This window comes from Mesorhizobium sp. M0062 (assembly GCF_040323125.1).
GTDB lineage: Bacteria > Pseudomonadota > Alphaproteobacteria > Rhizobiales > Rhizobiaceae > Mesorhizobium.
This window is the reverse complement of the sequence record NZ_JAMYUO010000009.1, coordinates 38,607-63,684: the sequence shown is the minus strand read 5'-3', so window position 1 is coordinate 63,684 and position 25,078 is coordinate 38,607. Positions and strand designations below refer to the sequence as shown.

At 63.2% G+C, this 25,078-nt stretch carries 24 protein-coding genes; 18 read left to right on the top strand and 6 right to left on the bottom strand.

Annotated elements, in window-relative coordinates:
- Positions 1–60: 60 nt before the first annotated feature.
- From NKJ64_RS13340 to NKJ64_RS13320, 5 genes are all read right to left on the bottom strand, one after another.
- Positions 61–567: a GNAT family N-acetyltransferase gene (locus NKJ64_RS13340; protein WP_023746795.1), complete on the bottom strand. Its 507-nt coding sequence runs from the start codon at positions 565–567 to the stop codon at positions 61–63.
- The gene (locus tag NKJ64_RS13335) at positions 567–1,337 is read right to left on the bottom strand and encodes a copper homeostasis protein CutC (protein WP_023735276.1); all 771 of its coding nucleotides are present in this window, start codon (positions 1,335–1,337) and stop codon (positions 567–569) included. The genes NKJ64_RS13340 and NKJ64_RS13335 overlap by 1 nt, the downstream gene beginning before the upstream one ends.
- 108 nt (positions 1,338–1,445) lie before the next feature.
- The gene (locus NKJ64_RS13330) at positions 1,446–1,880 is read right to left on the bottom strand and encodes a cupin domain-containing protein (protein WP_023672618.1); all 435 of its coding nucleotides are present in this window, start codon (positions 1,878–1,880) and stop codon (positions 1,446–1,448) included.
- 78 nt (positions 1,881–1,958) lie between these two features.
- Positions 1,959–2,345 (bottom strand): hypothetical protein, encoded by a 387-nt coding sequence (locus tag NKJ64_RS13325; RefSeq protein ID WP_023730737.1) that lies wholly within the window; start codon positions 2,343–2,345, stop codon positions 1,959–1,961.
- 64 nt (positions 2,346–2,409) lie between these two features.
- On the bottom strand, positions 2,410–3,006 hold the full coding sequence (locus NKJ64_RS13320) for an alpha-ketoglutarate-dependent dioxygenase AlkB (RefSeq protein WP_023672616.1): 597 nt from the start codon (positions 3,004–3,006) through the stop codon (positions 2,410–2,412).
- A 148-nt stretch (positions 3,007–3,154) separates the two neighbouring features.
- Here NKJ64_RS13320 and NKJ64_RS13315 point away from each other — a divergent pair, with 148 nt between their 5' ends.
- The 9 genes from NKJ64_RS13315 (at position 3,155) to apnL (ending at position 12,626) form a co-directional block, all read left to right on the top strand.
- Positions 3,155–3,382: a KTSC domain-containing protein gene (locus tag NKJ64_RS13315; protein ID WP_023805420.1), complete on the top strand. Its 228-nt coding sequence runs from the start codon at positions 3,155–3,157 to the stop codon at positions 3,380–3,382.
- Positions 3,383–3,518: 136 nt separating this feature from the next.
- Positions 3,519–3,899, top strand: a complete 381-nt coding sequence (locus tag NKJ64_RS13310; protein WP_023697645.1) for a hypothetical protein — start codon at positions 3,519–3,521, stop codon at positions 3,897–3,899.
- A gap of 423 nt (positions 3,900–4,322) precedes the next feature.
- Positions 4,323–5,150, top strand: a complete 828-nt coding sequence (locus NKJ64_RS13305; protein ID WP_023706030.1) for a phosphogluconate dehydrogenase C-terminal domain-containing protein — start codon at positions 4,323–4,325, stop codon at positions 5,148–5,150.
- A gap of 321 nt (positions 5,151–5,471) precedes the next feature.
- Complete coding sequence (locus NKJ64_RS13300) at positions 5,472–6,413, top strand: D-ribose ABC transporter substrate-binding protein (protein WP_023691074.1); 942 nt, start codon at positions 5,472–5,474, stop codon at positions 6,411–6,413.
- A gap of 91 nt (positions 6,414–6,504) precedes the next feature.
- Entirely contained in the window at positions 6,505–7,149 is a 645-nt protein-coding gene (locus NKJ64_RS13295; RefSeq protein ID WP_023823036.1) for a DUF2291 family protein, read from the top strand.
- A complete protein-coding gene (locus NKJ64_RS13290; RefSeq protein WP_023756365.1) occupies positions 7,146–8,693 on the top strand; it encodes a sugar ABC transporter ATP-binding protein in 1,548 nt (515 codons plus the stop codon). Before NKJ64_RS13295 ends, NKJ64_RS13290 begins: the two co-directional genes overlap by 4 nt.
- A complete protein-coding gene (locus NKJ64_RS13285; RefSeq protein ID WP_023688190.1) occupies positions 8,690–9,754 on the top strand; it encodes an ABC transporter permease in 1,065 nt (354 codons plus the stop codon). The genes NKJ64_RS13290 and NKJ64_RS13285 overlap by 4 nt, the downstream gene beginning before the upstream one ends.
- A gap of 2 nt (positions 9,755–9,756) precedes the next feature.
- Positions 9,757–10,791: a Gfo/Idh/MocA family protein gene (locus tag NKJ64_RS13280; protein WP_023681700.1), complete on the top strand. Its 1,035-nt coding sequence runs from the start codon at positions 9,757–9,759 to the stop codon at positions 10,789–10,791.
- The gene (gene apnL / locus NKJ64_RS13275) at positions 10,788–12,626 is read left to right on the top strand and encodes a D-apionate lactonase (protein WP_027050329.1); all 1,839 of its coding nucleotides are present in this window, start codon (positions 10,788–10,790) and stop codon (positions 12,624–12,626) included. Before NKJ64_RS13280 ends, apnL begins: the two co-directional genes overlap by 4 nt.
- 2 nt (positions 12,627–12,628) lie before the next feature.
- On the opposite strand, the gene NKJ64_RS13270 is transcribed toward apnL, so the two are convergent.
- Positions 12,629–13,342 (bottom strand): transcriptional regulator NanR, encoded by a 714-nt coding sequence (locus NKJ64_RS13270; RefSeq protein ID WP_023672607.1) that lies wholly within the window; start codon positions 13,340–13,342, stop codon positions 12,629–12,631.
- Positions 13,343–13,529: 187 nt separating this feature from the next.
- Between NKJ64_RS13270 and oiaX the strand changes: the two genes are divergently transcribed.
- From oiaX to NKJ64_RS13225, 9 genes are all read left to right on the top strand, one after another.
- Complete coding sequence (gene oiaX / locus NKJ64_RS13265; protein WP_352462760.1) at positions 13,530–14,780, top strand: 3-oxo-isoapionate-4-phosphate decarboxylase OiaX; 1,251 nt, start codon at positions 13,530–13,532, stop codon at positions 14,778–14,780.
- A 4-nt stretch (positions 14,781–14,784) separates the two neighbouring features.
- The gene (locus NKJ64_RS13260; protein WP_352462759.1) at positions 14,785–16,119 is read left to right on the top strand and encodes a four-carbon acid sugar kinase family protein; all 1,335 of its coding nucleotides are present in this window, start codon (positions 14,785–14,787) and stop codon (positions 16,117–16,119) included.
- Positions 16,120–16,351: 232 nt separating this feature from the next.
- Positions 16,352–17,875 (top strand): FGGY-family carbohydrate kinase, encoded by a 1,524-nt coding sequence (locus NKJ64_RS13255; protein WP_352462758.1) that lies wholly within the window; start codon positions 16,352–16,354, stop codon positions 17,873–17,875.
- A complete protein-coding gene (locus tag NKJ64_RS13250; protein WP_031194761.1) occupies positions 17,872–18,648 on the top strand; it encodes a DeoR/GlpR family DNA-binding transcription regulator in 777 nt (258 codons plus the stop codon). Before NKJ64_RS13255 ends, NKJ64_RS13250 begins: the two co-directional genes overlap by 4 nt.
- Positions 18,645–20,360 (top strand): glycerol-3-phosphate dehydrogenase/oxidase, encoded by a 1,716-nt coding sequence (locus NKJ64_RS13245; RefSeq protein WP_502902866.1) that lies wholly within the window; start codon positions 18,645–18,647, stop codon positions 20,358–20,360. The genes NKJ64_RS13250 and NKJ64_RS13245 overlap by 4 nt, the downstream gene beginning before the upstream one ends.
- Positions 20,361–20,685: 325 nt before the next feature.
- Positions 20,686–21,699, top strand: a complete 1,014-nt coding sequence (locus NKJ64_RS13240; protein ID WP_023672601.1) for a sugar-binding transcriptional regulator — start codon at positions 20,686–20,688, stop codon at positions 21,697–21,699.
- A gap of 33 nt (positions 21,700–21,732) precedes the next feature.
- On the top strand, positions 21,733–22,380 hold the full coding sequence (locus NKJ64_RS13235) for a DUF2291 family protein (protein ID WP_023833799.1): 648 nt from the start codon (positions 21,733–21,735) through the stop codon (positions 22,378–22,380).
- Positions 22,377–23,915, top strand: coding sequence for a sugar ABC transporter ATP-binding protein (locus tag NKJ64_RS13230; protein WP_352462757.1), 1,539 nt, complete (start codon positions 22,377–22,379; stop codon positions 23,913–23,915). Before NKJ64_RS13235 ends, NKJ64_RS13230 begins: the two co-directional genes overlap by 4 nt.
- A gap of 26 nt (positions 23,916–23,941) precedes the next feature.
- Complete coding sequence (locus NKJ64_RS13225; protein WP_023688198.1) at positions 23,942–25,075, top strand: ABC transporter permease; 1,134 nt, start codon at positions 23,942–23,944, stop codon at positions 25,073–25,075.
- The last annotated feature ends 3 nt before the right edge of the window (positions 25,076–25,078 follow it).

The window sequence follows — 25,078 nt, the reverse complement described above, 5'->3', positions numbered from 1 at the left end:
CGGACTCCTAATCTTATGCTGCCGTGGCGATCTGCTTGCCGATCATCAGCCAGCGATGCGTCAGCCCGCAATCTGCCTGAGGTAGTAGCGCACGGTCTTCTTGCCGCCATGGATCACCGCGTCGCCGACCTCGGCGAAGCCAAGCGCGGCATGGAAGGCGTCCGAAGCCGGATTGGGCGGTTCGGCATTCACCTCGCACGTGACGATGCTGTGGCCCGCGCGTGCGACTTCCCCGAACAGATCCTCGTAGAGCCGGCGGGCATGGCCGCGGCCGCGCGCTTGCGCCGCGACGACGACGCGGTCGACATAGACGAAGCGTGGATAGCGCTCGCGGAACCAGAGGAAATTCGGGCTGTCGTAGCGCGCATCCTGGTCGAAGGTCATGATGAAGGCTTCGAGCGCGCCGATGCGCCTGACGTAAAACGCTTCGCCAAGAAGGAAGGACAGCCGTTCGGGCTCGAGCCATGACAGTTCGGCGGCGTGCTCGTTGTTGAGTGCGAGGATGGCCGCTTCGTCCTGAGGCGAGACACGGCTGATCGGCGACGGCCCACTCACGGCTTCGCTCATCATGCTCTGGCCGCCGCAATCGTCGCGGCAACCAGCGCCCCATCGGTGACTGTGGTGCGATACTCGCGGTCGAGATCGGTGCCGCCCATGCCGACTTGCGGGTTGCGGTAGGCCATGGCGCTCGGTACGTCCTTGAGCGCGGCGAAATGCAGTTCCGTCAGCCCGGTTGATGCCAGCACCCCGGCGATGTTTTCGGGGTCCAGCGCGCCGCAGCCGAGGATGATGATGCGGCCGTCGGCCTGGCGGACGAGATCCGCCAACAGGCCGGCGCCTTCCACCGCGGTGTCCCTCTGGCCGCTGGTCAGCACGCGGCCGACCTTGCAGCGGATTAGCGCTTCCAGCGCCTCGGCCGGGTCGCGCGTCATGTCGAAGGCGCGGTGGCAGGTAACGGCGAGCGGACCGGCGGCATCGACCAGCGCGCCCATGCGGGTTTCATCGATGGTGCCGTCGGCATCGAGGCAACCGACAACGACGCCGGCGACGCCGAGGTCACGAAGCGCTGCGACATCGGCGAGCATCGAGCTGTATTCGGCCTCGCTGTAGAGGAAATCGCCGCCGCGCGGCCGCACGATGACATGGAAGGGAATGGTCGCGCTCTCGAGTGCGGCGCGCACCGTGCCGAGGCTGGGCGTGATGCCGCCTTCGACCAGGCTGGCGCAGAGCTCGACCCGGTCGGCGCCGGCGGCCTGCGCAGCCAGCAGTCCATCGATGCCTTCGACGCAGATTTCGATCAGGGGGCGAGCATTTCCGGCCAAGGGGCGATCCTTCATGATTGCAGATGGCCAGCCCTAGCATCGGCTCGGTTCCCGGGGAAGCCGGAACAGCCAGTCGCTGCTTGGGCCAGCCCGGCAACCCTGCCTAGGTCCGTAGCGAGAGATCTATTGTTTCTGCAGCACCGTGTTCTTGGCGCCTCGTTCGGCCTGGTCGATGACCAGCAGCTTGACCGGGGCGTCGCCGATGTTGGTGGCCTGGTGCCATTGGCCGATCATCTCGATGATGAAATCGCCCGTCTTGTAGGTGTTGCTGTTGCCGGTCTCGACATTCGTCACTTTGAGTGTCCCGGCCTCGACATAGGCGTAGCGGGCAAACGGGTGCTTGTGCACCGGCAGAGTGGCGCCGACCGCAATGTCATAGGTTGAAACCAGCACTTGGACATTTTTCTGCGGCAGCACGATCGGCTGGCCGGACGCCGTCTGGCTGCGATCGGCAAGCGGCGTGACGACAACCGGCGGGCTGGTACTGTCCAGCGCCCGAGCGGGGTTTGCAGATAGCGCCGCCGCGAACAGCAGCATCGATGCCAGGATCTTTCGCATGGTTCCTCCAGGTTTTACCGCCACCGCGCGGGCGCGACGCCAAACTTCTATCTCTCGTCAGCTACTGGAGACACAACGTCATCCGCCGGTGCCGTCGTCCATCATCGTATTCGTGAGCGCTTCATAGATGTTGCTGCATACCTGGGACCGCGGACAGTGTTTTACGATGAATACCGGCACGACAGTCAGTGCGGCGGCGATCAGGATTTGCAGGAAGAGAGGAGCAGGCTCGAAGCGTTTGCCAAACAAGGCTCGGCAAGCGAAGTAGAGACTTTGAGCCAGGCATGCCCAGACAAGGACATGCAACAGCGTGCTCGTTGCTCGGGCATAGGGCGTTATGTATCCGTCGGGAAAGCCGACCATGCCAAGGTCGACGAGCCACTGCAGAGCCAGAACGCAGGACAGGCATGCCCACAGAAAGAGCGCCACGCGGGTAACCAAAACTCTGCTGCGATCCACGCTCATGTGCGATCGAAGCACAACTGCGCTCGGTCTTCCAGAGCGGCTGCTGCGTGGCTTGGAGTGTGGCCTATTTCAGAGTGCGCAGCGTGATCGAATAGCGGTGCCCGGCGACCGGCGGAATGCTGTGCTCCCACTCGTGGCGCGCCGGGCCGTCAATGAGATAGACAGATCTCGGCTGAACCTCGATCGTCTTGCGATCCCATTTCGAGCCGTTTTTTCGGCGCAGCCGAAAGCTGCAGGGCGCCAGCAGCGAGACGCCGGCGACGAGATCGAAATGCGGCTTGTCGCGATGCCAACCTATGCCCGCGCCCGGCCGATACTCGTTGATGAGCACTTGCGCGAATTCCGTGGCCTGCCTGCCGGCAAAATCCGCGACCTTGTCGCGAAGCGGCAGCAGGAATTTCGGGATGGGCGGCGCTTCGACGACCTGGCGCCGGTCGTAGTCGTAGCGCCAGCCGAAGCCGGCGACCTGCCGGTTGGCAAGGTGGCCGTGGAAATCGAACGGCTTGAAGGACAGTTCATTGAGGTGACGGACCAGTTCCGCCTCTTCGTCCGTTGTGATCAGGCTAGGCCGGTAAGAAAATCCTTCCGGCAGCGTGTCGGCCGCGCCGAAGAGATCGCCCTGGCTGGCATACGCTGTTGTACTGGATTTCGTCTGTGCCATCTGACGGAGAGATAGGAAGCCTCGCCACCCGGGCAAGATTCGGCGTTGTGGTGCGCCTCCCTGTCGGAACCTCCGCATCGTTGCGGCATTACGCATGTTCGAAGCAGGATTTGGGGCGAAAGATTTGGGGACGAAGCAGGATTTCGACATGCCGTCCACCGCCATCCGCAACACCCATTACGACCCGTCGACGAAAATCCTCTCGGTCTGGTTCGTCCCGAGCGGAGCCCGCTACGACTATGAAGAGGTCGAGCCCGAGACCTATGCGGCGTTCCGGGCCGCCTTCTCGAAAGGGCAATTTTTCAACGAGTTCGTGCGCGACCGCTACCGGTTTCAATTGGTTGAAGAAGGGCGTCCGCGAGCAACCGGGTTCTGAAGGTGCGGTGATCCGTATAAGGTCGCGAACCCCAATTGCTTTTCAAATTGACTTGTTTCAACCTGCTTTGTGGGGACGGACAATGCCGTGGTCGAGATGGCCGTAACATTGGGGGAGGCAGCTTTTGAAATGCATATTGATTATACTCGGCGTGGTAGGTGTCCTGTCCTCCGCTGCGTCTGCAAAAGATAATCGACAACACATCGACCCTGCCTATCAAAAAAACATCAACTATCTGGCCGGGCTGTCCGACGCCCAGTTGAAATTGGTCGTAACATGGTCAGCTAACGTCATCGCCGTTACGACGCGATGCCCGGCGCTGCAGCTGACTCCAGACGGAAAATCCAAAATAACGGCGATATACATCTTGTACGATGTGCAAGATAAACACCTGATACCCAATCCCCCCGAATTCAAGAGAGCCATCAGGTTTTATGAAGGCGCTTACCGCACGGCGGCGCAACGCACTGACAGCTGTCGGGCGGAGAAAGCCAAGGACCCGGGAAGCTACCGGTAAATAGTTGTCGGCATGATCGACTAGCAGTGATTTGGCTCGCCGGAACCCCGGCGAAGCGCGAATTCTCTATAGCCCCTTCGCCAAATCGCCGCGAGAACTCACGGCCCGAAAACGCGACCGGACCGCGCGGACGCGCTTCGCCTTGCTGGTGACGCCCCCACCGTCACTTCGCAACCGAGCCCCCGAGAAAATGGACCTAGAGGCTTCTAGCGCGGGCATCGATTGTCTGGAAAGGCAACGGCGCACTGGCTTGGTTGAATTATCGGCCGCCACCGCGGAAATCGTGCGGACGGAAGCCAAACGGCGACTGCATAGCCGCTCATCAAAGCCCTGTTCAACTCCTCAATTTGTGGTAAGGTGATCATACCAGTTAATAACGTGACGATCGGCGCGGCCGTCGTTTGAATCGGGAGTAGGGATTACATGACGACGATTGCGCTGCTCGGTGCCGGCGGCAAAATGGGTTACCGCCTGTCGACCAATTTTCGCGGATCGCTCTACACGGTACGCCATGTCGAGGTGAGCGAGGCCGGCCGCGAGCGGCTGAAGACCGGACTGGGCTTTGACGCGGTCAGTGCCGATGCGGCGCTGGACGGGGCGGATATCGTCATCCTGGCCGTTCCCGATACGCATATCGGCAAGGTGGCGGCTGATATCGAGAGCAAGCTCGCGCCTGGCACGATGGTGATAGTGCTCGACGCGGCCGCACCCTTCGCCGGCCATCTGCCCAACCGGCCGGACCTGACCTATTTCGTCACCCATCCCTGTCATCCGCCGATCTTCAACGACGAGACCGACATGGCGGCCAAGAAGGATTATTTTGGCGGCGTCAAGGCCAAGCAGCATATGGTCAGCGCGCTGATGCAGGGGCCGGAAGCGGACTACGCCAAGGGCGAGGCGGTCGCAAAAATCATCTGGGCGCCGGTCATGCGCTCGCACCGTGTAACCGTCGAACAGATGGCGCTGCTGGAGCCCGGTCTCTCGGAGACGGTGTGCGCGTCACTGCTTGTCGTCATGAAGGAAGCCGTCGACGAGGTCGTCGCGCGAGGCGTCGACCAACAGGCGGCGCTCGATTTCCTGCTCGGCCACATGAACGTGCTCGGCGCCGTGATTTTCGGCGAGACCAAGGGCGTATTCTCGGATGCCTGCAACAAGGCGATCGAATTCGGCAAGCCGGTGCTGATGCGCGACGACTGGAAGCGGGTGTTCGAGCCCGAAGAGATCGCCGCCAGCATTCGGCGCATTACTTGAGACAGAGCGAGTCGGGCGCTTGCCGGAGCGCCTCCATGGCTCGACACACCCGCCATGCCCAGATGCTTTCGCTCAGTGGGCACATGTCACCTCAATTAGTGATTGACTCATCATACCAGTTGGCTTAGCTGTTGATGGCTTGGGCAAGGATTCGCGAGAAGTACGAAGATTGGGCGAGTGGAGGGACGGCGGGGGAGCAGCGATCGTTTGGGAAGCCGGCACCGGCATTCAGCCTGAACGGATCGGCGGCCCGCGTTGCGCGACGAATTCGAGTGCAGAGGCCTTGATTGATCAAGGCAATTTTTCAAACGGGAGGACATCATGAAACTCACACGCAGAATGACACTTGCGGCTTTTGCCGGCATGCTGGCGCTTGGCACGGCGGCGCCCGCCTATGCGGCCGACCTCATTGCCATCATCACGCCCTCGCACGACAACCCGTTCTTCAAGGCGGAAGCCGTCGGCGCCGAAGCCAAGGCCAAGGAACTCGGCTACGAAGCGCTGGTGCTCGTCCATGACGACGATGCCAACAAGCAGTCCGAATTGATCGACACCGCGATCGGTCGCGGCGCCAAGGCGATCATCCTCGACAATGCCGGCGCCGACGCCACCGTCGCTGCCGTGCAGAAGGCCAAGGACGCGGGCGTGCCGTCGTTCCTGATCGATCGCGAGATCAACGCCACCGGCGTCGCCGTGGCTCAGATCGTCTCCAACAACTACCAGGGCGCCCAGCTCGGCGCGCAGGAGTTCGTCAAGCTGATGGGCGAGAAGGGCAATTTCGTCGAGCTGGTCGGCAAGGAATCCGATACCAATGCCGGCATTCGCTCGAAGGGCTATCATGACGTCATCGACGATTATCCGGATCTGAAGATGGTCGCCCAGCAATCGGCAAACTGGAGCCAGACGGAAGCCTATTCCAAGATGGAATCGATCCTGCAGGCCAACCCGGATATCAAGGGCGTCATCTCCGGCAACGACACGATGGCGATGGGCGCGTATGCGGCGCTGGTCGCGGCAAACCGCAAGGACGTCATCGTCGTCGGCTTCGACGGATCCAACGACGTGCGCGACTCCATCACCGCGGGCGGCATCAAGGCGACCGTGCTGCAGCCGGCCTATGCGCAGGCGCAGATGGCGGTCGAGCAGGCCAACGACTTCATCAAGAACAAGAAGTCGCCGGCCAAGGAAAAGCAGCTGATGGACTGCGTCCTGGTCAATGGTGACAATGCTGCCAAGTTGGAAACGTTTGCGCTGACCAACTGAGCCGGCGTGACATGAACAGCGAGGGGCGACCCAAGGGTCGTCCCTCGTCGGCATTTTCCGTGGGTATTGATCACATGCTCAACAAGCCATCATGCTGAACAACAAGCCGACCTGGCCGATCCTTGCCGTGATACTCGGCATCAGCTTGACCGCCTGCAAGATCCTCCCGACCCCTTCGGGGGGCAGCGGCAATGCCGCCGTCTTCAATCCGGACAAGATGGTCGAGGAGATCTGGGCGGCGAAGGTCGTGCCTTACCTCCAGCAGAAGGCCGGGCCGTTTGCCGAGGTCCACGCTCTGGCGAAAACCGATCCTGCTTCCGCTGGCGCCAAATATGGCAATCCGAAGAAGCAGGCGAATTCGCCATGGACCTTCGCGGTTCGCGTCGAGGGCAAGATCATCGCCGCCAACACGCAGTCGCGGGCAGCGACCATGGATGTCGATGTCGACGGCGACGGCAAGGCCGATGCGCGGGTACAGATCGGACCGGCGATGCGCGGAACCGCGCTGCGCGACAGTCTCGATTTCATCCAGTTCAACGATTTTACCAACCAGATCGACTTCGCCCAGTTCGGCAAGGCGTTCAACGCCTATGCCGTCAAGGCCGTGCTTGCCAAACTGCCGCGTGACGCGCTGGAAGGCCGGACCGCCAAGGTCCTCGGCGCCTATACGCTCGAAAACGGCCAGGACCTGCCGCTGGTGACGCCGGCGGAGGCAGAAATCGGGCCGAAGCCATGAGCGCTGCGGTTGCTCACGATGTCGTCTTGAAGCTGGAAGACGTCTCGAAGGTCTATTCCGGCACCGTCGCGGTCAAGCGCGCGAATTTCGAGGTGCGCAAGGGCGCCGTCAATGTGCTGGTCGGCGAAAACGGCGCCGGCAAATCGACGCTGATGAAGATCATCGCCGGCGTCGAACAGCCGACGCTCGGCCGGATCCTCCTGGAAGGGGAGGAGGTCTCCTTCTCGTCATCGGGCGACGCGGTGAACCGCGGCATCGGCATGGTGTTCCAGGAGCTGAACCTGTTTGGCAATATGACCGTCGCCGAGAACATCTTCGCCACGCGCGAGATCACCAACCGGTTCCGCAAGATCGACCGCAAGGAGCAGGAGCGTCGCGCGGCGCAATTTCTCGAACGCCTGCAGGCCGGGATAAGGCCCGACATGCTGGTCGAGGATCTGCGCATCGGCCAGCAGCAGCTGGTCGAGATCGCCAAGGCGGTTTCGCTCGATGCGCGCATCCTGATCATGGACGAGCCGACCTCGGCGCTCAGTGCGGCGGAAGTCGAGATCCTGTTCAAGGTGATCGCCGACCTCAAGGCGCGCGGCGTGGCGATCGTCTACATCTCGCACCGGCTGGAAGAACTGATCCGCATCGGCGACTACATCACCGTGCTGCGCGATGGGCACATCACCGGCCAGGAGGAGATGAAGAACGTCGACACCCGGTGGATCGTGCGGCAGATGATCGGCTCCGACGCCAAGGATTTCGCCAAGGCCGACGGCCATGTTCCTGGCGAAGAGATATTCCGCGCCGAGGACATCTGCCTGCCGCGCGCGACCGGCGGGCTGGCGGTCGATCACGTCTCGCTGTCGCTGCGCGCCGGCGAGATCCTCGGCATATACGGCCTGATGGGCGCCGGGCGGAGCGAGCTGTTCGACTGCATCATGGGCCGCCATGGCCAGGCGACCGGCGCGATCTTCATCGCCGGCAAAAAGGTCAAGGAGCGCGACACGACGCGGCGTATCCGGCGCGGGCTGGCGCTGATCCCCGAAGACCGCCAACGCGAAGGGCTAGTCTCGATCCTGTCCGTCGCGAGCAATCTGACACTGGCCAGCCTGTCGCGTTTTGTCCGCCTGTTTCACATTCGCGGCGGCCACGAGAAGCAGGCGGTGACGCAGATGGTGCGGGAACTGGCGATCAAGGTCGCCGACCCGGCGCAGGAGGTCTCATCGCTGTCGGGCGGCAACCAGCAAAAGGTGGTGATCGGAAAGGCGCTGCTCACCGGGCCGAAGGTGCTGCTGATGGACGAGCCGAGCCGTGGCATCGATGTCGGCGCCAAGGCCGACGTCTTCCGCACCATGCGCAAACTGTCGCGAGACGGGCTCGGCATTCTGTTCGCCACCTCGGATCTCGATGAGGTGATGGCGCTGTCCGATCGCATCGCGGTGATGAGCAATGGAAAACTGACGGGCATGTTCGATCGCGCCGAGGCGACGGAGGCAGCCCTTGTCGCCGCCTCGGCACTTGGCCACGGACCGGCCCCGCACACGGAGAACCCATGACTGACATCCCGGCCAAGGCGGCTGTCTCCTCCGTTTCGAGCGGCTCGCTGCTGCTGACGCTGATGAAGGCGAGGACCTTCATCGCGCTGATCGCCGTCTTGATCTTCTTCTCGATCGCGGCGCCGAATTTCCTGTCGACAGCCAATCTGATCCTGATGTCGAAACATGTGGCGCTGAACGCCTTCCTCGCCATGGGCATGACCTTCGTCATCATCACCGGCGGCATCGATCTCTCAGTCGGCTCGATCGTCGGCCTGTGCGGCATGGTCGCCGGCTACCTCGTGCTCAACGGCATCGACCTGCAATTCGGCTACACCGTCTATTTCAACGTCGTCGAGATCGCGCTGATCACGCTGGCGGTCGGCATATTGATCGGCGCCGTCAACGGACTGCTGATCACCAGGCTGAACGTCGCGCCGTTCATCGCCACGCTCGGCGTGCTCTATGTCGCGCGCGGCCTGGCGTTGCTGTCGTCGGACGGCCGCACCTTCCCCAACCTCGTCGGCAAGCCGGAGCTTGGCACCACCGGGTTTGGTTTCCTCGGCGCCGGGCGGCTGCTCGGCCTGCCGGTGGCGATCTGGATACTGATCGTCGTTGCGCTGGCGGCGGCCTACCTCGCCAAATACACCCCGCTCGGCCGCCACATCTTCGCCGTCGGCGGCAATGAACGGGCGTCGCGAATTTCGGGCGTTCGTGTCAACATGGTGAAAATGTTCGTCTACATGTTCTCCGGCTTCTGCGCGGCGATCGTCGGCCTGATCATCTCGTCCGAACTGATGGCCTCGCACCCGGCAACAGGCGAAAGTTTCGAGCTCAACGCCATTGCGGCGGCGGTGCTCGGCGGCACCTCGATGTCGGGTGGGCGCGGCACGATCGGCGGCACCATTGTCGGCGCCTTCGTCATCGGCATTCTTTCGGACGGGTTGGTGATGATGGGCGTGAGTTCCTTCTGGCAGATGGTGATCAAGGGCCTTGTCATCATCGTCGCCGTCGTCGTCGACCAAGCGCAGCGCCGGCTGCAGAGCCGGGTGACGCTGATGCAGATGGCAAAGGCAGGCTGAGCATGGCGGAGTTGCGGGGAGGGCTCATCGGCTGCGGCTTCTTTGCCATCAACCAGATGCATGCCTGGCGCGACATTGAAGGCGCCGCGATGGTCGCCATTTGCGACCGCGACCCGGAGCGGCTGCGCATCATCGGCGACCAGTTCGGCATTGCGAAGCGCTACACCGACGCGGCAGAGATGTTTGCAAGCGAAAGCCTCGACTTCGTCGATATCGCCACCACCGTTCCCAGCCATCGTCCGCTGGTCGAGATGGCGGCGCTGCACCGTGTGCCGGTGATTTGCCAAAAGCCGTTCGCGCCGACGCTTGCCGACGCCAAGGCGATGGTGAGGGCCTGCGTGGAAGCCGGCGTACCGCTGATGGTGCATGAGAATTTTCGCTGGCAGTCGGCGATCCAGGCGGTGCGTGCCGTGCTCGACAGCGGCGAGATCGGCACGCCGTTCTTCGGGCGCATCTCCTTCCGCTCTGCCTATGACGTGTTTTCCGGCCAGCCCTATCTCGCCAAGGGAAAGCGCTTCATCATCGAGGACCTCGGTATCCACAGTCTCGACATCGCCCGTTTTCTACTGGGCGACGTGTCGACGATCACGACGCGAACCGCGCGCATCAACCCCGGCATCGCGGGCGAAGATGTCGCGACGATGCTGATGGACCACAAGAGCGGGGCGACGTCAGTGGTCGACTGTAGCTACGCGACGAAGCTCGCCACCGAACCGTTTCCCGAAACGCTGATCGAGATCGACGGCAGCGACGGCACGATCCGCTTGGCGCAGGGATATCGGCTCACCGTCACCGGCAGGAGCGGCACGAAGATCACCGACGTTTCGCCGCCCGTACTCGCCTGGGCATCGCGCCCATGGCACAACATCCAGGAGAGCGTCGTCGCCATCCAGCAGCACTGGGTCGACTGCCTGGCAAAGGGAACCGAGCCGGCGACCTCGGGCGCCGACAACCTCAAGACATTCGCGCTGGTCGAGGCGGCCTATCTGGGCGCCGCGAGCCACGAACCTGTCCACCTGGATGGCTTGCTGACATGACAGCCGACGCCTTCCTCCTCTACGGTACGCATGCCGTCGAGGCGGAGCCGGTCAGGCTGAATGCCGGTCTGCTCAGCGCCGACTTTGTCAACGGCAACCTGCGCACCATCCGTTACGGTGGCATCGAAGTGTTGCGCGCCATCGCCTACATCGTGCGCGACCGCGACTGGGGCACCTATGAACCGGCGCTGACGGACCTTGCCGTCGATCAGGACGCCGACAGCTTCTCCGTCAGCTACTCCGCAACTTGCTTAGCGCCGGGCGGAAGCCGGCTCGACTTTCGCGCTACGATCAAGGGCTCCGCCAACGGTCACCTAGTGTTCGACGTCAGCGCGGTCCCTGAAAGCGATTTCGAGACCAATCGCTGCGGTTTTTGCGTCCTGCATCCGATCGCCGGCCTCGCCGGCAGCCCGGTCACGGTCGAGCATACCGACGGCAGCGTGGTGGCGACGAAACTGCCACTGCTGATCGATCCCTGGCAGCCTTTCAAGGATTTGCGCGCGATCACCCATGAGGTCCGGCCGGGCATCACTGCCGAATGCCGGATGGAGGGCGACACTTTGGAGATGGAGGACCAGCGTAACTGGTCGGACGCGTCATACAAGACCTATGTGCGGCCGCTGGCGCTGCCATGGCCCTATGTGCTGCCGGCCGGCCAAACTGTAAGCCAGACGGTCAGCCTGCGCATCACCGGCGAGGGGAAGATGCCGGCTGGCGCAGCAAGCGCCGAACCGGTCCGTGTCGAGCTCGGTGAGGCCGGGCAGAGGTTGCCGGATCTCGGCGTGATCATCTACCCGGATGAGGTCGAAGCAGCGCTCGCAAACCTTTCGACATTGACTGAGCTCGGCCCGCAGCAACTTGTCTTCCACTACGATCCGACGCGCGGCCACGGTCTCGAAGCATTGCGGTCTTATGCAAGGCTCACTGCTGCCTATCCAGTCGGCACCACACTCGAATGCGTCGTTGCCTGCGCGGGCGATCTCGACGCTGAACTTTCAGCCGTCGCGAACCTGGTGCGGCAGGCCGGACTAAAACTCTCGGCCATTGCCGTCTCGCCTTCGGTCGACCGGCAGTCGACGCCGCCGGGCAGCGCGTGGCCGGACTGTCCGCCGCTGGAAGACGTCTATGCCGCTGCCCGTCGCGCCTTTCCGGGTATCAAGCTTGGCGGCGGCATGTTCAGCTATTTCACCGAGCTCAACCGCAAGCGCGTGCCGGCGGGCCTGCTCGATTTCATCACTCACTGCACGTGCCCGATCGTGCACGCCGCCGACGATCTCAGCGTCATGCAGTCGCTGGAGGCGCTGCCCTTCATCACCGCGTCGGCGCGGGCAATCTTCGGGGCAAAGCCTTACCGCATCGGTCCGTCGACGATCGCCATGCGCCAGAACCCCTACGGGGGCGCGACCAAACCCAATCCCGAGGGACAGCGCATCGCCATGGCCGATCGCGACCCTCGCCATGCCGGCCTCTTCGCAGCCGCATGGGCGATCGGCTATGCCGCGCGTGTCGCGTCGGCCGGGCTGGAACTGCTCACGCTCTCCGGCTTCGCCGGACCGTTCGGCGTGCTCGCAGCGTCCGGCGAACCCGTCGCCGAAGGCGCACCCCGGCCGATCTTCGATGCCATCAAGGGTCTTTGCGAAATGGCCGGCCTTGCGTATGTGGCGGCAAGGACGAGCGATCAGACGAAGGTGCTGGCGCTGGCCGGCCGCTCCGCTTCGGGCAAGACCGTGGCGTGGCTGGCGAACCTGACGGCGGACGACGTGACGGTCGACATCTCAGCGTTTGGCCGAGGCCAACTGGTGATGACCCCTTACGCGATCACGCGGATCGGCTGAAATCAGTTGCCGGAGTTCATCACATAAAGCGCGCGCGAGCGCTCGAGGTGCTTGATCATCGCCTTCTCGGCGCCGTCGGCATCCTTCTTCTCAATGCGGCCGATGATCTCTTCATGCTCGGTCAGCGTGAACTGTTCCTTGCCGGTCCAGATCAGCATTTCGGTGTGATATTCCTTCAGCCAACCGAGCATCGCCTCGCTGACGGCGATATAGATCGGGTTGCCTGAAATGGCCGCGATCTGGGTGTGAAACTTCATGTCGGCTGAAATGAAAGCCTCGGAATCGCCACGAAAGCCACGCTGTTCGGCAATTGTGGCCCGCAGCTGCTCAACGTCCTCGGCAGTGGCGTTTTCGGCGGCTTCCCTGACCATACCGCGCTCGAAGAAGATGCGCGCCGTTTTCAGGTGTTCCAACGTGTCCTTCGACGACGACAGGATGATCTTGGCTGCGCCATCGACCTGCTTGATGATCGACTTGGCGGTCAGCTGCAGCACCTTGGCGCGTTCCCCATGCGAGATCGCGACGAGGCCCATATTGCTCAGCGCCTGCATCGCCTCGCGGATCGCGGGACGGCCGACCTCGAAGCGCTCCATCAACTCGCGCTCCGACGGCATGTCGTCGCCCGGCGTCAATTCTCCGCTGGTGATCAGGCGCTTCAGCCGCAAAAACACTTCGTCGGAAAGTTTGCGCCGGACGATCGGCTCCGAACGGTTCATCGTCGCGAATCACTCCCTTGACCTGTGTCTATCTAGCACTGCCGCAGCTGTTCCCGGAATGGCTGTCGCCCCGATCGCCCATAGCCGCCAGACAGGATATTGCTTGCAAAGCTTATGTACTCATTATACCAGATTCCGACGATCTAGGAACTCTTTTCGAACCCCCTGCGGCCTCAGACAACGAACCATGATCACGCTCACCTACCGCATCGAGACATCAGGCAGCATCGAGACGCTGGCAGCCAAGATCGCCAGCGACCAGTCGACTGGAACCTTCGTCGCGCTGCCCGGCGAGACCGAGGAACTGAAAGCCCGGGTGGCCGCGCGTGTCCTGGCCATTCGGCACCTGCCGGACGCACTTCGCCCCTCCATTCCCGAGGCCGGCAACGGGCCGTTCAAGCGCGCGGATGTCGACATCGCCTTTCCATTCGATGCCATCGGCCACGACCTGTCGGCTCTGATGACCATTGCCATCGGCGGCGCCTATTCGATCAAGGGCCTAACCGGCATTCGCGTTGTCGACATGAAGCTGCCGGAGCAATTCCGCGGCGCGCATCCAGGTCCGCAATTCGGCGTCGCCGGCAGCCGCAGGCTGACAGGTGTCACGGATCGGCCGATCATCGGCACCATCGTCAAGCCGGCGCTGGGGCTGCGGCCCCCCGAGACCGCCGCGATGGTGGGCGAGCTGATCGCCGCCGGTGTCGATTTCATCAAGGACGATGAGAAGCTGATGAGCCCAGCCTATTCGCCGCTGGCGGAGCGGGTAAAGGCAATCATGCCGCTGATCCTCGACCACGAGCAGAGGACCGGCAAGAAGGTGATGTATGCCTTCGGCATCTCGCATGCCGACCCGGACGAGATGATGCGCAAACACGATCTGGTGGCCAAGGCCGGCGGCAATTGCGCGGTGGTCAACATCAACTCCGTCGGTTTCGGTGGCCTGGCCTTCTTGAGAAAACGCTCCAGCCTGGTGCTTCACGCTCATCGCAACGGCTGGGACATCCTCACCCGCCATCCCGGCCTCGGCATGGACTTCAAGGTCTGGCAACAGTTCTGGCGGCTGCTCGGCGTCGACCAGTTCCAGATCAACGGCATCCAATCGAAATACTGGGAGCCGGACGCGTCTTTCGTCGAGTCCTTCAAGGCGGTGACGACGCCGATTTTTGCGCCTGAGGATTGCGCCTTGCCTGTGGCGGGCTCCGGCCAATGGGGCGGGCAGGCGCCCGAGACCTATGAACGGACCGGCCGGACGGTCGATCTGCTCTATCTGTGCGGCGGCGGCATCGTCAGCCATCCGGATGGACCGGGCGCCGGGGTGCGTGCCGTGCAGCAAGCCTGGCAGGCGGCGGTCGACGGCATTCCGCTGGCGGATTTCGCCTTGAGCCATCCGGAGCTGGCGCGGTCGATCGAAAAATTCGGCGACGGCAAAGCGGCCTGAAGCAATGCAAGACCTGCTTCTCAGCTATTATGGCGACGACCTCACCGGCTCGACCGACGCCATGGAAGCGCTCGAACTCGGCGGCGTGCCGACCGTGCTGTTCATGCGCCAGCCGGACGCGGCCATGCTTGCGCAGTTCAGCCACTGCCGCGCCATTGGATTGGCCGGCACCAGCCGCAGCGAGACGCCACAATGGATGGACACGCATCTGAGCGATGCCTTCGCTTGGCTGAAGACGCTGAATGCCGCGATCTATCACTACAAGGTCTGCTCGACCTTCGATTCCAGTCCGACGATCGGCAGCATCGGTCGCGCCATCGAGATCGGCCGCTCGGTTTTCGCTCAGGACAGCGTGCCGCTGCTGGTTGGGGCGCCGCAGCTCAAGCGTTACACCGCCTTTGGACATCTGTTCGCCGCCTATCGTGACAAGTATTTCCGCATCGACCGCCATCCGGTGATGAGCCGCCACCCGACGACGCCGATGGATGAATCCGACCTGCTGATCCATCTGTCGCGGCAGACGGAGCTCACGTCGGGGCTGGTCGATCTCGCGACGTTGCAGTCGGCGTCGCGCTCGAAAGCGTTCGACCGCTTGCTCGCCGAGGGCACCGACATCGTACTTGTCGATGTCGACAGCCGCGAGACGCAGGCGCTTGCCGGCAAGGAGATATGGCGCGCCCGCAAGCCGGGCGGTTCGTTCGTCGTCGGCTCGTCCGGGATCGAATATGCGCTGCTGGCCGAATGGGTGTCGAACGGGACCGTCAGAGCTGAACCAAAATTTTCACCGCCGGGTGCTGCCGACCGGATCGCGGTCGTCTCGGGCAGTTGTTCGCCGACGACCGAACGACAGATCCGGCACGCTTTGACCGACGGCTTCGATGGCATCGAGGTCGATCCCGTCGAACTAATCTCCGAAGCTTCCGGAGATGCGATCGCACGCGCGACGGCAGCCGGTCGCGCCAGCCTGGAAGGCGGACGCAGCGTCGTTCTCTACACGGCCCTTGGACCCGCGGCCGACAGGGGGGGCGAAATCGACCGCCAGGAAGGCGCCCGCCACAAGCTCGGGCGGGGCCTCGGCGAACTGCTTCGCGCGCTGACGATCGAGCAGAAGTTGCAGCGCGTGGTCATAGCCGGAGGCGACACGTCGAGCCACGCTCTCGGCCAGATGGGCGTCGGTGCGCTGACGGTGCGGATGCCGCTGCCGGCGTCGCCGGGCTCGCCGCTTTGCGTCGCTCACTCGCGTATTGAGGCGATCGATGGGCTGGAGGTGGCGCTCAAGGGCGGGCAGGTCGGAACCGACCGCTATTTCAGCGCCATCCGCGACGGCCTTAGCAGCTGAGAACGCGTCGCTCCGGCAACCGCGAGATCCATCCGTGGCCGTGGCGCCGAAGCCTTTTTGTCCCGTATGTTGACGTTAAATTCACATGAAGATATGAGTTCTTTGTTGCGGCGAGGTGCTTTTGCCGTTTGTCCCCCTTGCTCAATCGGGGTTGTCGCCATGTGTTTCGCCCTTGCATCAGACTGCAGGATCGCCCTGTAGCAGTCGCCAGTTGCTGAAAGAGGCGGTGATCATGCCCAGCCTGCTCGGAATCGATAACGGCCTCACGGTCACCAAGGCGGTCATCTTCGATCCCGACGGCACGCAATTGTCCGTGGCGCGTCGCCGGGTGCCGCAATCGATGCCCCACGCGCGCTGGGTGGAGCGCGACATGTCAGGCCTGTGGCAAGCAACAGCCGACGCCATCAAGGAGGCGATCGCGCTCTCCGGCAGGCCGGCGGAAGACATCAAGGCGGTGGCGGCGACCGCGCATGGCGATGGTCTCTATCTGCTCGATCATGATCGTCAGCCTTTGGGACCAGGCATCCTGTCGCTCGACAGCCGCGCCGGCGACATTGTCGAAAGGTGGTCCGCCGGTACCGTTTTCACCGATGCGCTGGCGACGACAGGCCAGACGCCGCATGTTTCGGCGCCGTCGGCGCTGCTGGCGTGGCTTAAGCAGAACGATCCTGATCGCTATGGCCGCATCGGCCATGTGCTGGCCTGCAAGGACTGGCTGCGCTTTTGCCTGACCGGCACGATCGGGACCGACCGCACGGAGGCCAGCACTTCATTCACGGATTTTCGCACGCAAGCCTATGCGCCTGAAGCGCTGCGCATCTTCGGGTTGGAGGATCTGTTCAATGCGCTGCCGCCGGTGGCGCATTCCGCTGACATCGCCGGTCAAGTCACAGCCGATGCCGCCGAAAGGACCGGCCTTCGCAGGGGAACACCGGTCGCCTGCGGCCTGCACGACGTGGCCGCCTCGGCGCTTGGCATGGGCGGCCATGAAGACGGCGTGCTCGCCATCGTCGCCGGCACGTATTCCATCAACGAAGTCGTCTCTTCGCAACCGCGCGTCGACCGACGTTGGTTCTGCCGCAACGCCATCGATGCGGGGCGTTGGAACAACATGTCGATCTCGCCGGCCTCGACCGCGAACTACGACTGGTTTCTCGACACTTTCTGTCGCTTGGAGCAAGACAGGACAAACGCGGATGGCGGCTCGCTCCACGAATTGCTGGCGGGAGAGATCGACGCGGCGTTGAAGAAGCCTTCGACCATCCTGTTTCATCCCTATCTGTTCGGCTCTCCCTATGGCGATTTGGCCAGCGGCAGCTTTGTCGGCCTGCATGGCTGGCACAATCGCGGCGACATGCTGAAGGCGGTTCTGGAAGGCATCGCCTTCAATCACCGCACCCATGTCGAGGCTTTGCGCGACGGCTTTGCCGTCAGCGAGATCCGCCTGACCGGCGGCGGTTCGCGCAATCCTGCTTTCGTCCAGATGTTTGCCAACGTGCTGAACGCCCCGGTCACCGTCACCTCGACGGATGAGACCGCGGCCCTCGGTGCCGCGCTTTGCGCAGGTGCTGCGGTCGGCTTGTTCAAGACGCCGCAAGAGGGCGCCAGGCAGGTCGGCATGACGGAGCGGACGTACCAAACCGTGCCCGCCTCCAGTGCTGTGTTCAATGAGCGGTTTTCGCTCTACTGCCGCATAGCCGAGCAGCTGAAGTCGCATTGGCCTGATATCGAAAGGCTGGCGGGGGTAAACGCATGATCAAGGCCGACGAACGACGCGAAGAGATCGCCGATTATGTGATCAAGCTCGGCCAGGTGCGCATCGATGATCTGGTCGAGCATTTCGGCGTGTCGCGCATGACCATCCACCGGCATATCGACCGGCTGGCGCAGCAGGGCGTGCTGCGCAAGCTGCACGGTGCGGTGACGGTCCAGCCTTCCGGCCTCTACGAGAGCGCTTTCCGCTACCGGGTGACCGTCAATCGAGCCGAGAAGGATGCACTGGCGCGGGCGGCACTGGATTATATCGAGGCCGGCCAGGTGGTGATGCTGGACGATTCATCGACGGCAAACGCGGTCGCGACGCTGCTGCTCGACGTCAAGCCGCTGACCGTCATTTCCAACAGCGTCTCGACGGCGGGCCAATTGATCAATGTGGACGATATCGATTTCATCTGCCTCGGCGGCCAGTATCACGGCACCTACAATGCCTATATCGGCATCGTCTGCGAGAACGCCGTGGCGCAGTTGCGCGCCAATGTGCTGATCTGTTCGGCTTCGGCCGTCACCGGAACCACGGCTTTCATCCAGGATCCGAATGTCGTGCGGGTCAAGCAGGCGATGATGACCGCCTCCGTGAAGCGCATCCTTTTGGTCGACCACGCAAAATTCGACCGGATCGCGCTGCATGTCTTCGACGATCTGACCAGTTTCGACGCCGTGCTGGTGACCGAGGGCCTGGGCGATGCGCAGGCGCAGAGCCTCGAACGGGCGGGGGTGAAGTTGCGCATCGTCAAGACGAAGGCGCCATGAACCCAGCAGATGGAGCCGGGGCGGACAATCCCGCCGGGCGTCTCGCCGCGATGGCCGGGACCGGCGAAGTCGACGTCGTCATTCTTGGCGCCGGCATCAACGGGGCTGGGCTGTTTCGCGATCTGTGCGCGCAAGGTGTCAGCTGCCTGATCGTCGAAAAGGCGGATTTCGGCTCGGGCACCAGTGCCGCGCCGTCGAGGCTCATCCACGGCGGCTTGAAATATCTCGAGACCGGCGAGTTCGGGCTGGTGGCGCAGTCGACGCTCGAACGCAATCTGCTTCTTCAAAACGCGCCGCACTATGTCAGCCCGCTGCCGACCGTCATCCCGATCTTATCGTGGAGCAAGGGCATGCTCGCGGCGTTGCGAACGCTGTTCGGCTCGACCAGCGCGCCGCGCAGCCGCGGCGCCATACTGATCAAGATCGGCTTGATGATCTACGATTTCTACGGTTCACGAAACCAGGTCATGCCGCGCCACCGCATGGTCGGGCGGCGGCAGGCGCTTGTTGAGATGCCGGCGCTCAATCCGGCGATCGTCGCCACCGGCACCTACTACGACGCCAAGATAAGTCACCCGGAAAGGCTGGTGCTGGAACTGATCCTCGACGGCTTGCAGGCTCACGCGGCGTCTGCCGGTGCCAACTACACGACACTGGCGGCTTCAGCCAATGGCGTGCTCACATTCCAGCCGGAAAACGGCGCGGCCTTTTCGGTGCGGCCGAAGCTGGTGGTGAACGCCGCCGGTCCGTGGATCGACGACGTCAACGCGCTGCTTGGTGCTCCATCGAAGATGATCGGCGGCACCAAGGGCTCGCATATCCTGTTAAGGCATGACGAACTGGTCAAAAGCCTCGCCGGGCGCATGCTCTATTTCGAGGCCGATGACGGCCGCATCTGCCTGGTCTACGACTATCTCGGCCTGGCGCTGGTCGGCTCGACCGACATCAAGGCCGACAATCCGGACGCGGTCCGCTGCGAACCCGAAGAAGTCGACTATCTGCTCGACAGCGTGCGAACGCTGCTGCCGGGCATGGCGTTCGAGCGCGACCAGATCGTCTACGCCTATAGCGGCATCCGGCCGCTGCCGACGTCCGAGGCGTCGACACCAGGGCTGATCAGCCGCGATCATTCAGCGCCGGTCGCCGAGCCGGACGGCAACAGGCCCTTTGCAGTCATTTCGCTGGTCGGCGGCAAATGGACGACGTTCCGCGGCTTTGCCGAGGAAGTCGCTGACACGGTACTCAAGCGCCTGCAGCGCAGCCGCAAGGTGACGACGCGAGCCATGCCGATCGGCGGCGGGAGGAATTTTCCGGCCAATGCCGCCGCGCGCGCGGACTGGCTGGCTAAGGCACAGCAGGCAACAGGCGCCGGGGAAAGGCGCCTTGACCAATTGCTGTCGCGCTACGGGACCAGAGCCGTTGAGATCGCCAGGCACGGGTCGGATGATGAGGGTCGTCGTCTGCCGGACTCGGACGGCTACGGCAAGGCGGAAATCGACTACATCGCGCGCAACGAGTTCGTCGAACATCTGGCCGATGTCGTTATGCGCCGCAGCACGTTGGCGATAGGCGGCTCGCTGACGAGCCGCGACCTGCAGGAGATTGCCGCGATCGCGGGGCGGGCGTTGGGGTGGAGCACCGAGCGCCTCACGCGGGAGGTCGAAGCCGCTGTTGTCGAGCTCGAAGGCAGGAACCTGATGCGGCTGGACTGATCGCTTGATCGCCGACGCCTAGCTTTTCCTGAGGCAATCCGATCGATTTGCCCTTGTTGCGCCCTGTGCATCAACCTTCCCATTTTGCACCCGGATTGGGATTTGCCGGCGCCTACGGGCTCATGCCGTCACTGGATACGGTAACACAAATTGACGTTAAATTAACACTACCGTATGGTCATATTGTATGCTTACCTTCTAATAGGCTCGCGTTGGCTGCCGAACGTCGGCTGAGGCAACCATCTGCGGAGGGATTGACAGCGGTGCAAAGGTATGAAAATTTTTGCACACAAAGATAATATTATCACCCTGGGGAGGGGATGGCTTGAATTCCGGCGGAAGCGCAAACCGCGACCATGAATCCAGCCTCGCCACGCGCGCGGCCTGGCTGCACTATGCCGGTGGTCTGACCCAGGCCCAGGTGGCCAAGCGGCTTGGCCTGACCAGCCTCAAGGCGCATAGGCTGATCACCAAGGCCAACCAGGAAGGTCTGGTCAGGGTCTTCATCGACGGCGACGTCGCCGAATGCGTCGACCTGGAACAGCGCCTGATCGCCGCCTATGGGCTCCACTATTGCGAGGTGGTTCCCGATCTCGATCAGGACGAACTGCCGCTCAAGGGGCTGGGCATTGCCGGCGCCCAGTTCCTGAAGCGCGAAATCGATCGCGGCGAAGACATGCTGATCGGCGTCGGCCATGGCCGCACGCTTGCCGCCAGCGTCGAATATCTGACGCGCGCAACTGCTGCTCACATCCGTTTCGTCTCGCTGCTTGGCGGCGTGACGCGCAAATTCGCCGCCAACCCGCACGACGTCATGCATCGCCTGGCAGAGCGGACCGGCGCGCAGGCTTTCGTCATGCCGGTGCCTTTTGTCGCCAATACCGCCGAGGACCGCGAAGTGCTGCTTGGCCAGCGCGGCATCAGCGATGTGTTCGCTCTCGCCAGCCGGTCCGACCTGATGTTCGTCGGAATAGGCACGGCCGAGCGGGAGGCGTCGCTGGTCGCCACCGGCATGATCGAGCCTTCCGAAATCGACGAGGTCAAGCGTGACGGCGGCGTTGGTGAATTGCTGGCGCATTTCTTCGACGACAAGGGGCGTCCGGTCGAAACGGCGCTGTCGGAAAGAATACTGGCGCTTCCGCGCGATCAGTTGAAGGGCCGCAGGATCGTTGCCGTCGCCGGCGGCAAGGTGAAGGTGCGCGCCATCAAGGCAGTACTCGAAAGCCGTTATCTCAGCGGCCTGATCACCGACGAATGCACGGCCCGCGCGCTGGTCGAGCTCGACGATGCAGCCGGGACCGCGAAGCGCTGCGTGAACGGAGGAACTTCGAATGCGTGACAACGGACAATCCGCACCGCTGGTGGTTGCATCATGAGCGCGAAGGCCACCGCCCGGCAAGCTTCGCCCGGCCTGCGCCGGGTGCTTGCCGGCGCTGCGTTTGTGGTTCTGCTCGGCGCCATGGCGCTCGACACCAAGGTGATCAAGATCGGCTCTGCCGGCGATGTTCGCAACGCGGTGTTTTCGGCCGCCGACTACGGCAAGTCTGAATTTCCCAAGGTGCAGGCCGATGTCGAAGCGCGTGCCGCCGACGCCGCGACGGTGGCGGCGGCGATCGCCAAGGACAGGGCGACGGCCGAAAAGGAATATGGCGTGCCGGCGGGAGTCGGACCGGTCATCTCGGTCAAGTTCACCGGCGTCGTCGGCGAGGGAAAATCGGGCATCTACAAGGTCGCCGTCGACGGTTTGCCGGACACGTTGACCGTCCGCGTACAGACTGGGCCGGCGATCAACGGCACCGAGCTTCGCGACGCCACCGGCAAGATCACCTTTGGTCAGTTCACCAACCAGATCGAGTATCAGGACGCCGGCTCGGCGCTGAACAACGAGATGAAGAAGGAGGTGCTGGCGAAAGTCGATACCAGTGCCTTGACCGGCAAGACAATAGCGGTGGTCGGCGTCTTCAAGCTGGTCAATCCGAAGAGCTGGCTGGTCACACCGGTGAGGCTGGACGTCAAATGACAATGACTGCCGGCACAGAACCCGCGACTGGCGATGCCGTGCTTTCGGCGCGCAATGTCGTCATGTCGTATGGCGGCGTCCACGCGCTCAAGGGCGTCAACTTCGACATCCATCGCGGCAAGGTCACCACCCTGTTCGGAGAGAATGGCGCCGGCAAATCGACGCTGATGAAGATCCTGTCCGGCGTGGTGACGCCGACATCCGGCGACATCGTGCTCGACGGCAATCTCGTCAGCTTTGCCTCGTCTTCGGACGCGCGCGATCGCGGCATTTCGATCATCCACCAGGAGCTCAGCCTGGCGCCGAATCTGAGCGTTCGCGACAACATCTTCATGGGCCGCGAACTGCGCACCAGAACCGGCCTCGACTTCGCCGAGGAGGCGCGCCAGGCGCGGGCGCTGATGGCCGACCTCGAAGAAGACATCAATCCGATGACCCTGGTCGAGGACCTGCGCCTGGGGCAGCAACAGATCGTCGAGATCGCACGCGCGCTGTCGGTCGATTCCCGCATCCTGATCATGGACGAGCCGACCTCCGCACTCAGTGCGACCGAGGTGGAGGTGCTGTTCAAGGTGATCCGCGATCTGACCAGCCGCGGTGTCTCCATCGTCTACATCTCGCATCACCTCGAAGAGGCGCTGCAGATCACCGACTACGCCGTCGTGCTGCGTGACGGGGCGATCACGGCAACGGCCGAGGCCAAGGACATCGACCTCGAATGGATCGTCCGCAACATGGTGGGCGAGAATTTCGATCTCGGCTCGCCGCCGACCGGCCACGAGTTCGGCGCGGTGGCGCTGTCGATCGAGGATGTCAGCGTCACCGACGCTTCGGGTTCAGGCTACGTCGTCGATCATCTGTCGCTGGATGTCAAAGCGGGCGAGATCGTCTGCATCTATGGGCTGATGGGCGCGGGCCGCACGGAATTGCTGGAGGCCGTCGCCGGCCGTGTGCCCATGGCGGGCGGGCGGGCGCTGCTGGAGGGTGAGGACGTCTCGGGGCTGACCATTGCCCAGCGCATCGCCCGAGGTCTGGTTCTGGTCCCCGAGGATCGCCAGCGCGATGGCCTGGTTCAGACCATGACCGTCGGCCGCAACCTGTCGCTTGCCAGCATCGAGGCATTCGCCAAGGGGCTCTTCCTCTCCCGGCAGAGGGAGCGCGCACTGATCGACGATTCGATCCGCAAGGTGACCATCAAGACCGCGGGCGGCAACGCCATGATCGGATCGCTGTCGGGCGGCAACCAGCAGAAGGTCGTCATCGGCAAGATGCTGACGACGAATCCCAAGGTCATCCTTCTCGACGAGCCGAGCCGCGGCATCGACGTCGGCGCGAAGGCCGAAGTCTTTCGCTTGCTCAGCGAGCGTGCCGCGCAAGGCCTGGCGGTCGTCTTCTCGACCTCGGAGGTCAATGAGTGCCTCAGCATCGCCCACCGCATCGTCGTCATGCGGCGCGGCAAGATTTCAGCCGAATTCGGCGCCAACGCCACCAAAGAGCAGATCATGGCCGCCTCCGGCGAAGCCGTGGTCGCCTGACCACAGAATTTCCGGAGCCCCGACCCATGAGCGATGTCAGCCAGGCCAGCAAACAGTCCAGCCCCAATGCGGGCGGCGAGGGCTTCGACGTGGCCAAGCTGCTGCTCGAAGGCCGGGCCTTCTTTGCCCTGATCGTCATCATCGTCGTCTTCTCGATCCTGTCGCCCTACTACCTTTCGGTGGCGAATTTCCTGACCATGGCCTCGCATGTCGCCATCTTCGGGATTCTCGCCGTCGGCATGCTGCTCGTCATCCTCAACGGCGGCATCGACCTGTCGGTGGGGTCGACGCTCGGGCTTGCCGGCGTCGTCGCCGGTTTTCTGATGCAAGGCGTGACGCTGACCTGGCTCGGCGTCGTTCTCTATCCGCCGGTCTGGGTGGTCGCGGTGCTGGCCTGCATGCTGGGCGCCGCTGTCGGGCTGATCAACGGCGTGCTGATCGCGCGGTTCAAGGTTCCGGCCTTTGTCGCCACGCTCGGCGTCATGTACATGGCGCGCGGCCTGGCACTGCTGATGACCAGCGGCCTGACCTACAACAATCTCGGCGGCAAGCCGGAGTTGGGCAACACCGGTTTCGATGCTCTCGGCTTCAACCGCCTGTTCGGCGTGCCGACCGGCGTGGTGGTGCTGGCGGTCATCGCGCTGATCGGCAGCATCGTCCTGAACCGCACCGCCTTTGGACGCTGGCTCTACGCCTCGGGCGGCAATGAGCGCGCCGCCGAACTCTCCGGCGTTCCGGTCAAGACTGTGCAGATTTCGGTCTATGTGCTTTCAGGCATCTGTGCCGCCATTGCCGGCCTGATCCTGTCCTCGCAGTTGACCTCGGCCGGACCGACCGCTGGCACCACTTACGAACTGACGGCCATCGCCGCCGTCGTCATCGGCGGCGCCGCACTCACCGGCGGGCGCGGCAACATTCGCGGCACCCTGCTCGGAGCCTTCGTCATCGGCTTCCTGTCCGACGGTCTGGTGATCATCGGCATCTCATCCTACTGGCAGACAGTGTTCACCGGCGCCGTCATCGTGCTCGCCGTGCTCCTCAATGCCGTTCAGTATCGCCGCCGTAGCAAGCTTCCAGCTTCGACGGGCGGCCAACCGACTTCTCAGAAACGGGGGAAGGCCGAACCGGCCAATCCTGCCCAAGGGAAGACTGCCAGCTGACTG

What these genes read in the sequence shown, in the direction of transcription:
- NKJ64_RS13235 (WP_023833799.1), top strand. Translation starts at nt 21,733, where the DNA reads ATGAGCGCGAAGGCCACCGCCCGGCAAGCTTCGCCCGGCCTGCGCCGG.
- NKJ64_RS13245 (WP_502902866.1), top strand. Translation starts at nt 18,645, where the DNA reads ATGAACCCAGCAGATGGAGCCGGGGCGGACAATCCCGCCGGGCGTCTC.
- NKJ64_RS13270 (WP_023672607.1), bottom strand. Translation starts at nt 13,342, where the DNA reads ATGAACCGTTCGGAGCCGATCGTCCGGCGCAAACTTTCCGACGAAGTG.
- NKJ64_RS13230 (WP_352462757.1), top strand. Translation starts at nt 22,377, where the DNA reads ATGACAATGACTGCCGGCACAGAACCCGCGACTGGCGATGCCGTGCTT.
- NKJ64_RS13255 (WP_352462758.1), top strand. Translation starts at nt 16,352, where the DNA reads ATGCCCAGCCTGCTCGGAATCGATAACGGCCTCACGGTCACCAAGGCG.
- NKJ64_RS13225 (WP_023688198.1), top strand. Translation starts at nt 23,942, where the DNA reads ATGAGCGATGTCAGCCAGGCCAGCAAACAGTCCAGCCCCAATGCGGGC.
- NKJ64_RS13320 (WP_023672616.1), bottom strand. Translation starts at nt 3,006, where the DNA reads ATGGCACAGACGAAATCCAGTACAACAGCGTATGCCAGCCAGGGCGAT.
- NKJ64_RS13335 (WP_023735276.1), bottom strand. Translation starts at nt 1,337, where the DNA reads ATGAAGGATCGCCCCTTGGCCGGAAATGCTCGCCCCCTGATCGAAATC.
- NKJ64_RS13330 (WP_023672618.1), bottom strand. Translation starts at nt 1,880, where the DNA reads ATGCGAAAGATCCTGGCATCGATGCTGCTGTTCGCGGCGGCGCTATCT.
- apnL (WP_027050329.1), top strand. Translation starts at nt 10,788, where the DNA reads ATGACAGCCGACGCCTTCCTCCTCTACGGTACGCATGCCGTCGAGGCG.
- NKJ64_RS13295 (WP_023823036.1), top strand. Translation starts at nt 6,505, where the DNA reads ATGCTGAACAACAAGCCGACCTGGCCGATCCTTGCCGTGATACTCGGC.
- NKJ64_RS13260 (WP_352462759.1), top strand. Translation starts at nt 14,785, where the DNA reads ATGCAAGACCTGCTTCTCAGCTATTATGGCGACGACCTCACCGGCTCG.
- NKJ64_RS13285 (WP_023688190.1), top strand. Translation starts at nt 8,690, where the DNA reads ATGACTGACATCCCGGCCAAGGCGGCTGTCTCCTCCGTTTCGAGCGGC.
- NKJ64_RS13315 (WP_023805420.1), top strand. Translation starts at nt 3,155, where the DNA reads ATGCCGTCCACCGCCATCCGCAACACCCATTACGACCCGTCGACGAAA.
- NKJ64_RS13290 (WP_023756365.1), top strand. Translation starts at nt 7,146, where the DNA reads ATGAGCGCTGCGGTTGCTCACGATGTCGTCTTGAAGCTGGAAGACGTC.
- NKJ64_RS13280 (WP_023681700.1), top strand. Translation starts at nt 9,757, where the DNA reads ATGGCGGAGTTGCGGGGAGGGCTCATCGGCTGCGGCTTCTTTGCCATC.
- NKJ64_RS13325 (WP_023730737.1), bottom strand. Translation starts at nt 2,345, where the DNA reads ATGAGCGTGGATCGCAGCAGAGTTTTGGTTACCCGCGTGGCGCTCTTT.
- NKJ64_RS13300 (WP_023691074.1), top strand. Translation starts at nt 5,472, where the DNA reads ATGAAACTCACACGCAGAATGACACTTGCGGCTTTTGCCGGCATGCTG.
- NKJ64_RS13340 (WP_023746795.1), bottom strand. Translation starts at nt 567, where the DNA reads ATGAGCGAAGCCGTGAGTGGGCCGTCGCCGATCAGCCGTGTCTCGCCT.
- NKJ64_RS13305 (WP_023706030.1), top strand. Translation starts at nt 4,323, where the DNA reads ATGACGACGATTGCGCTGCTCGGTGCCGGCGGCAAAATGGGTTACCGC.
- NKJ64_RS13250 (WP_031194761.1), top strand. Translation starts at nt 17,872, where the DNA reads ATGATCAAGGCCGACGAACGACGCGAAGAGATCGCCGATTATGTGATC.
- oiaX (WP_352462760.1), top strand. Translation starts at nt 13,530, where the DNA reads ATGATCACGCTCACCTACCGCATCGAGACATCAGGCAGCATCGAGACG.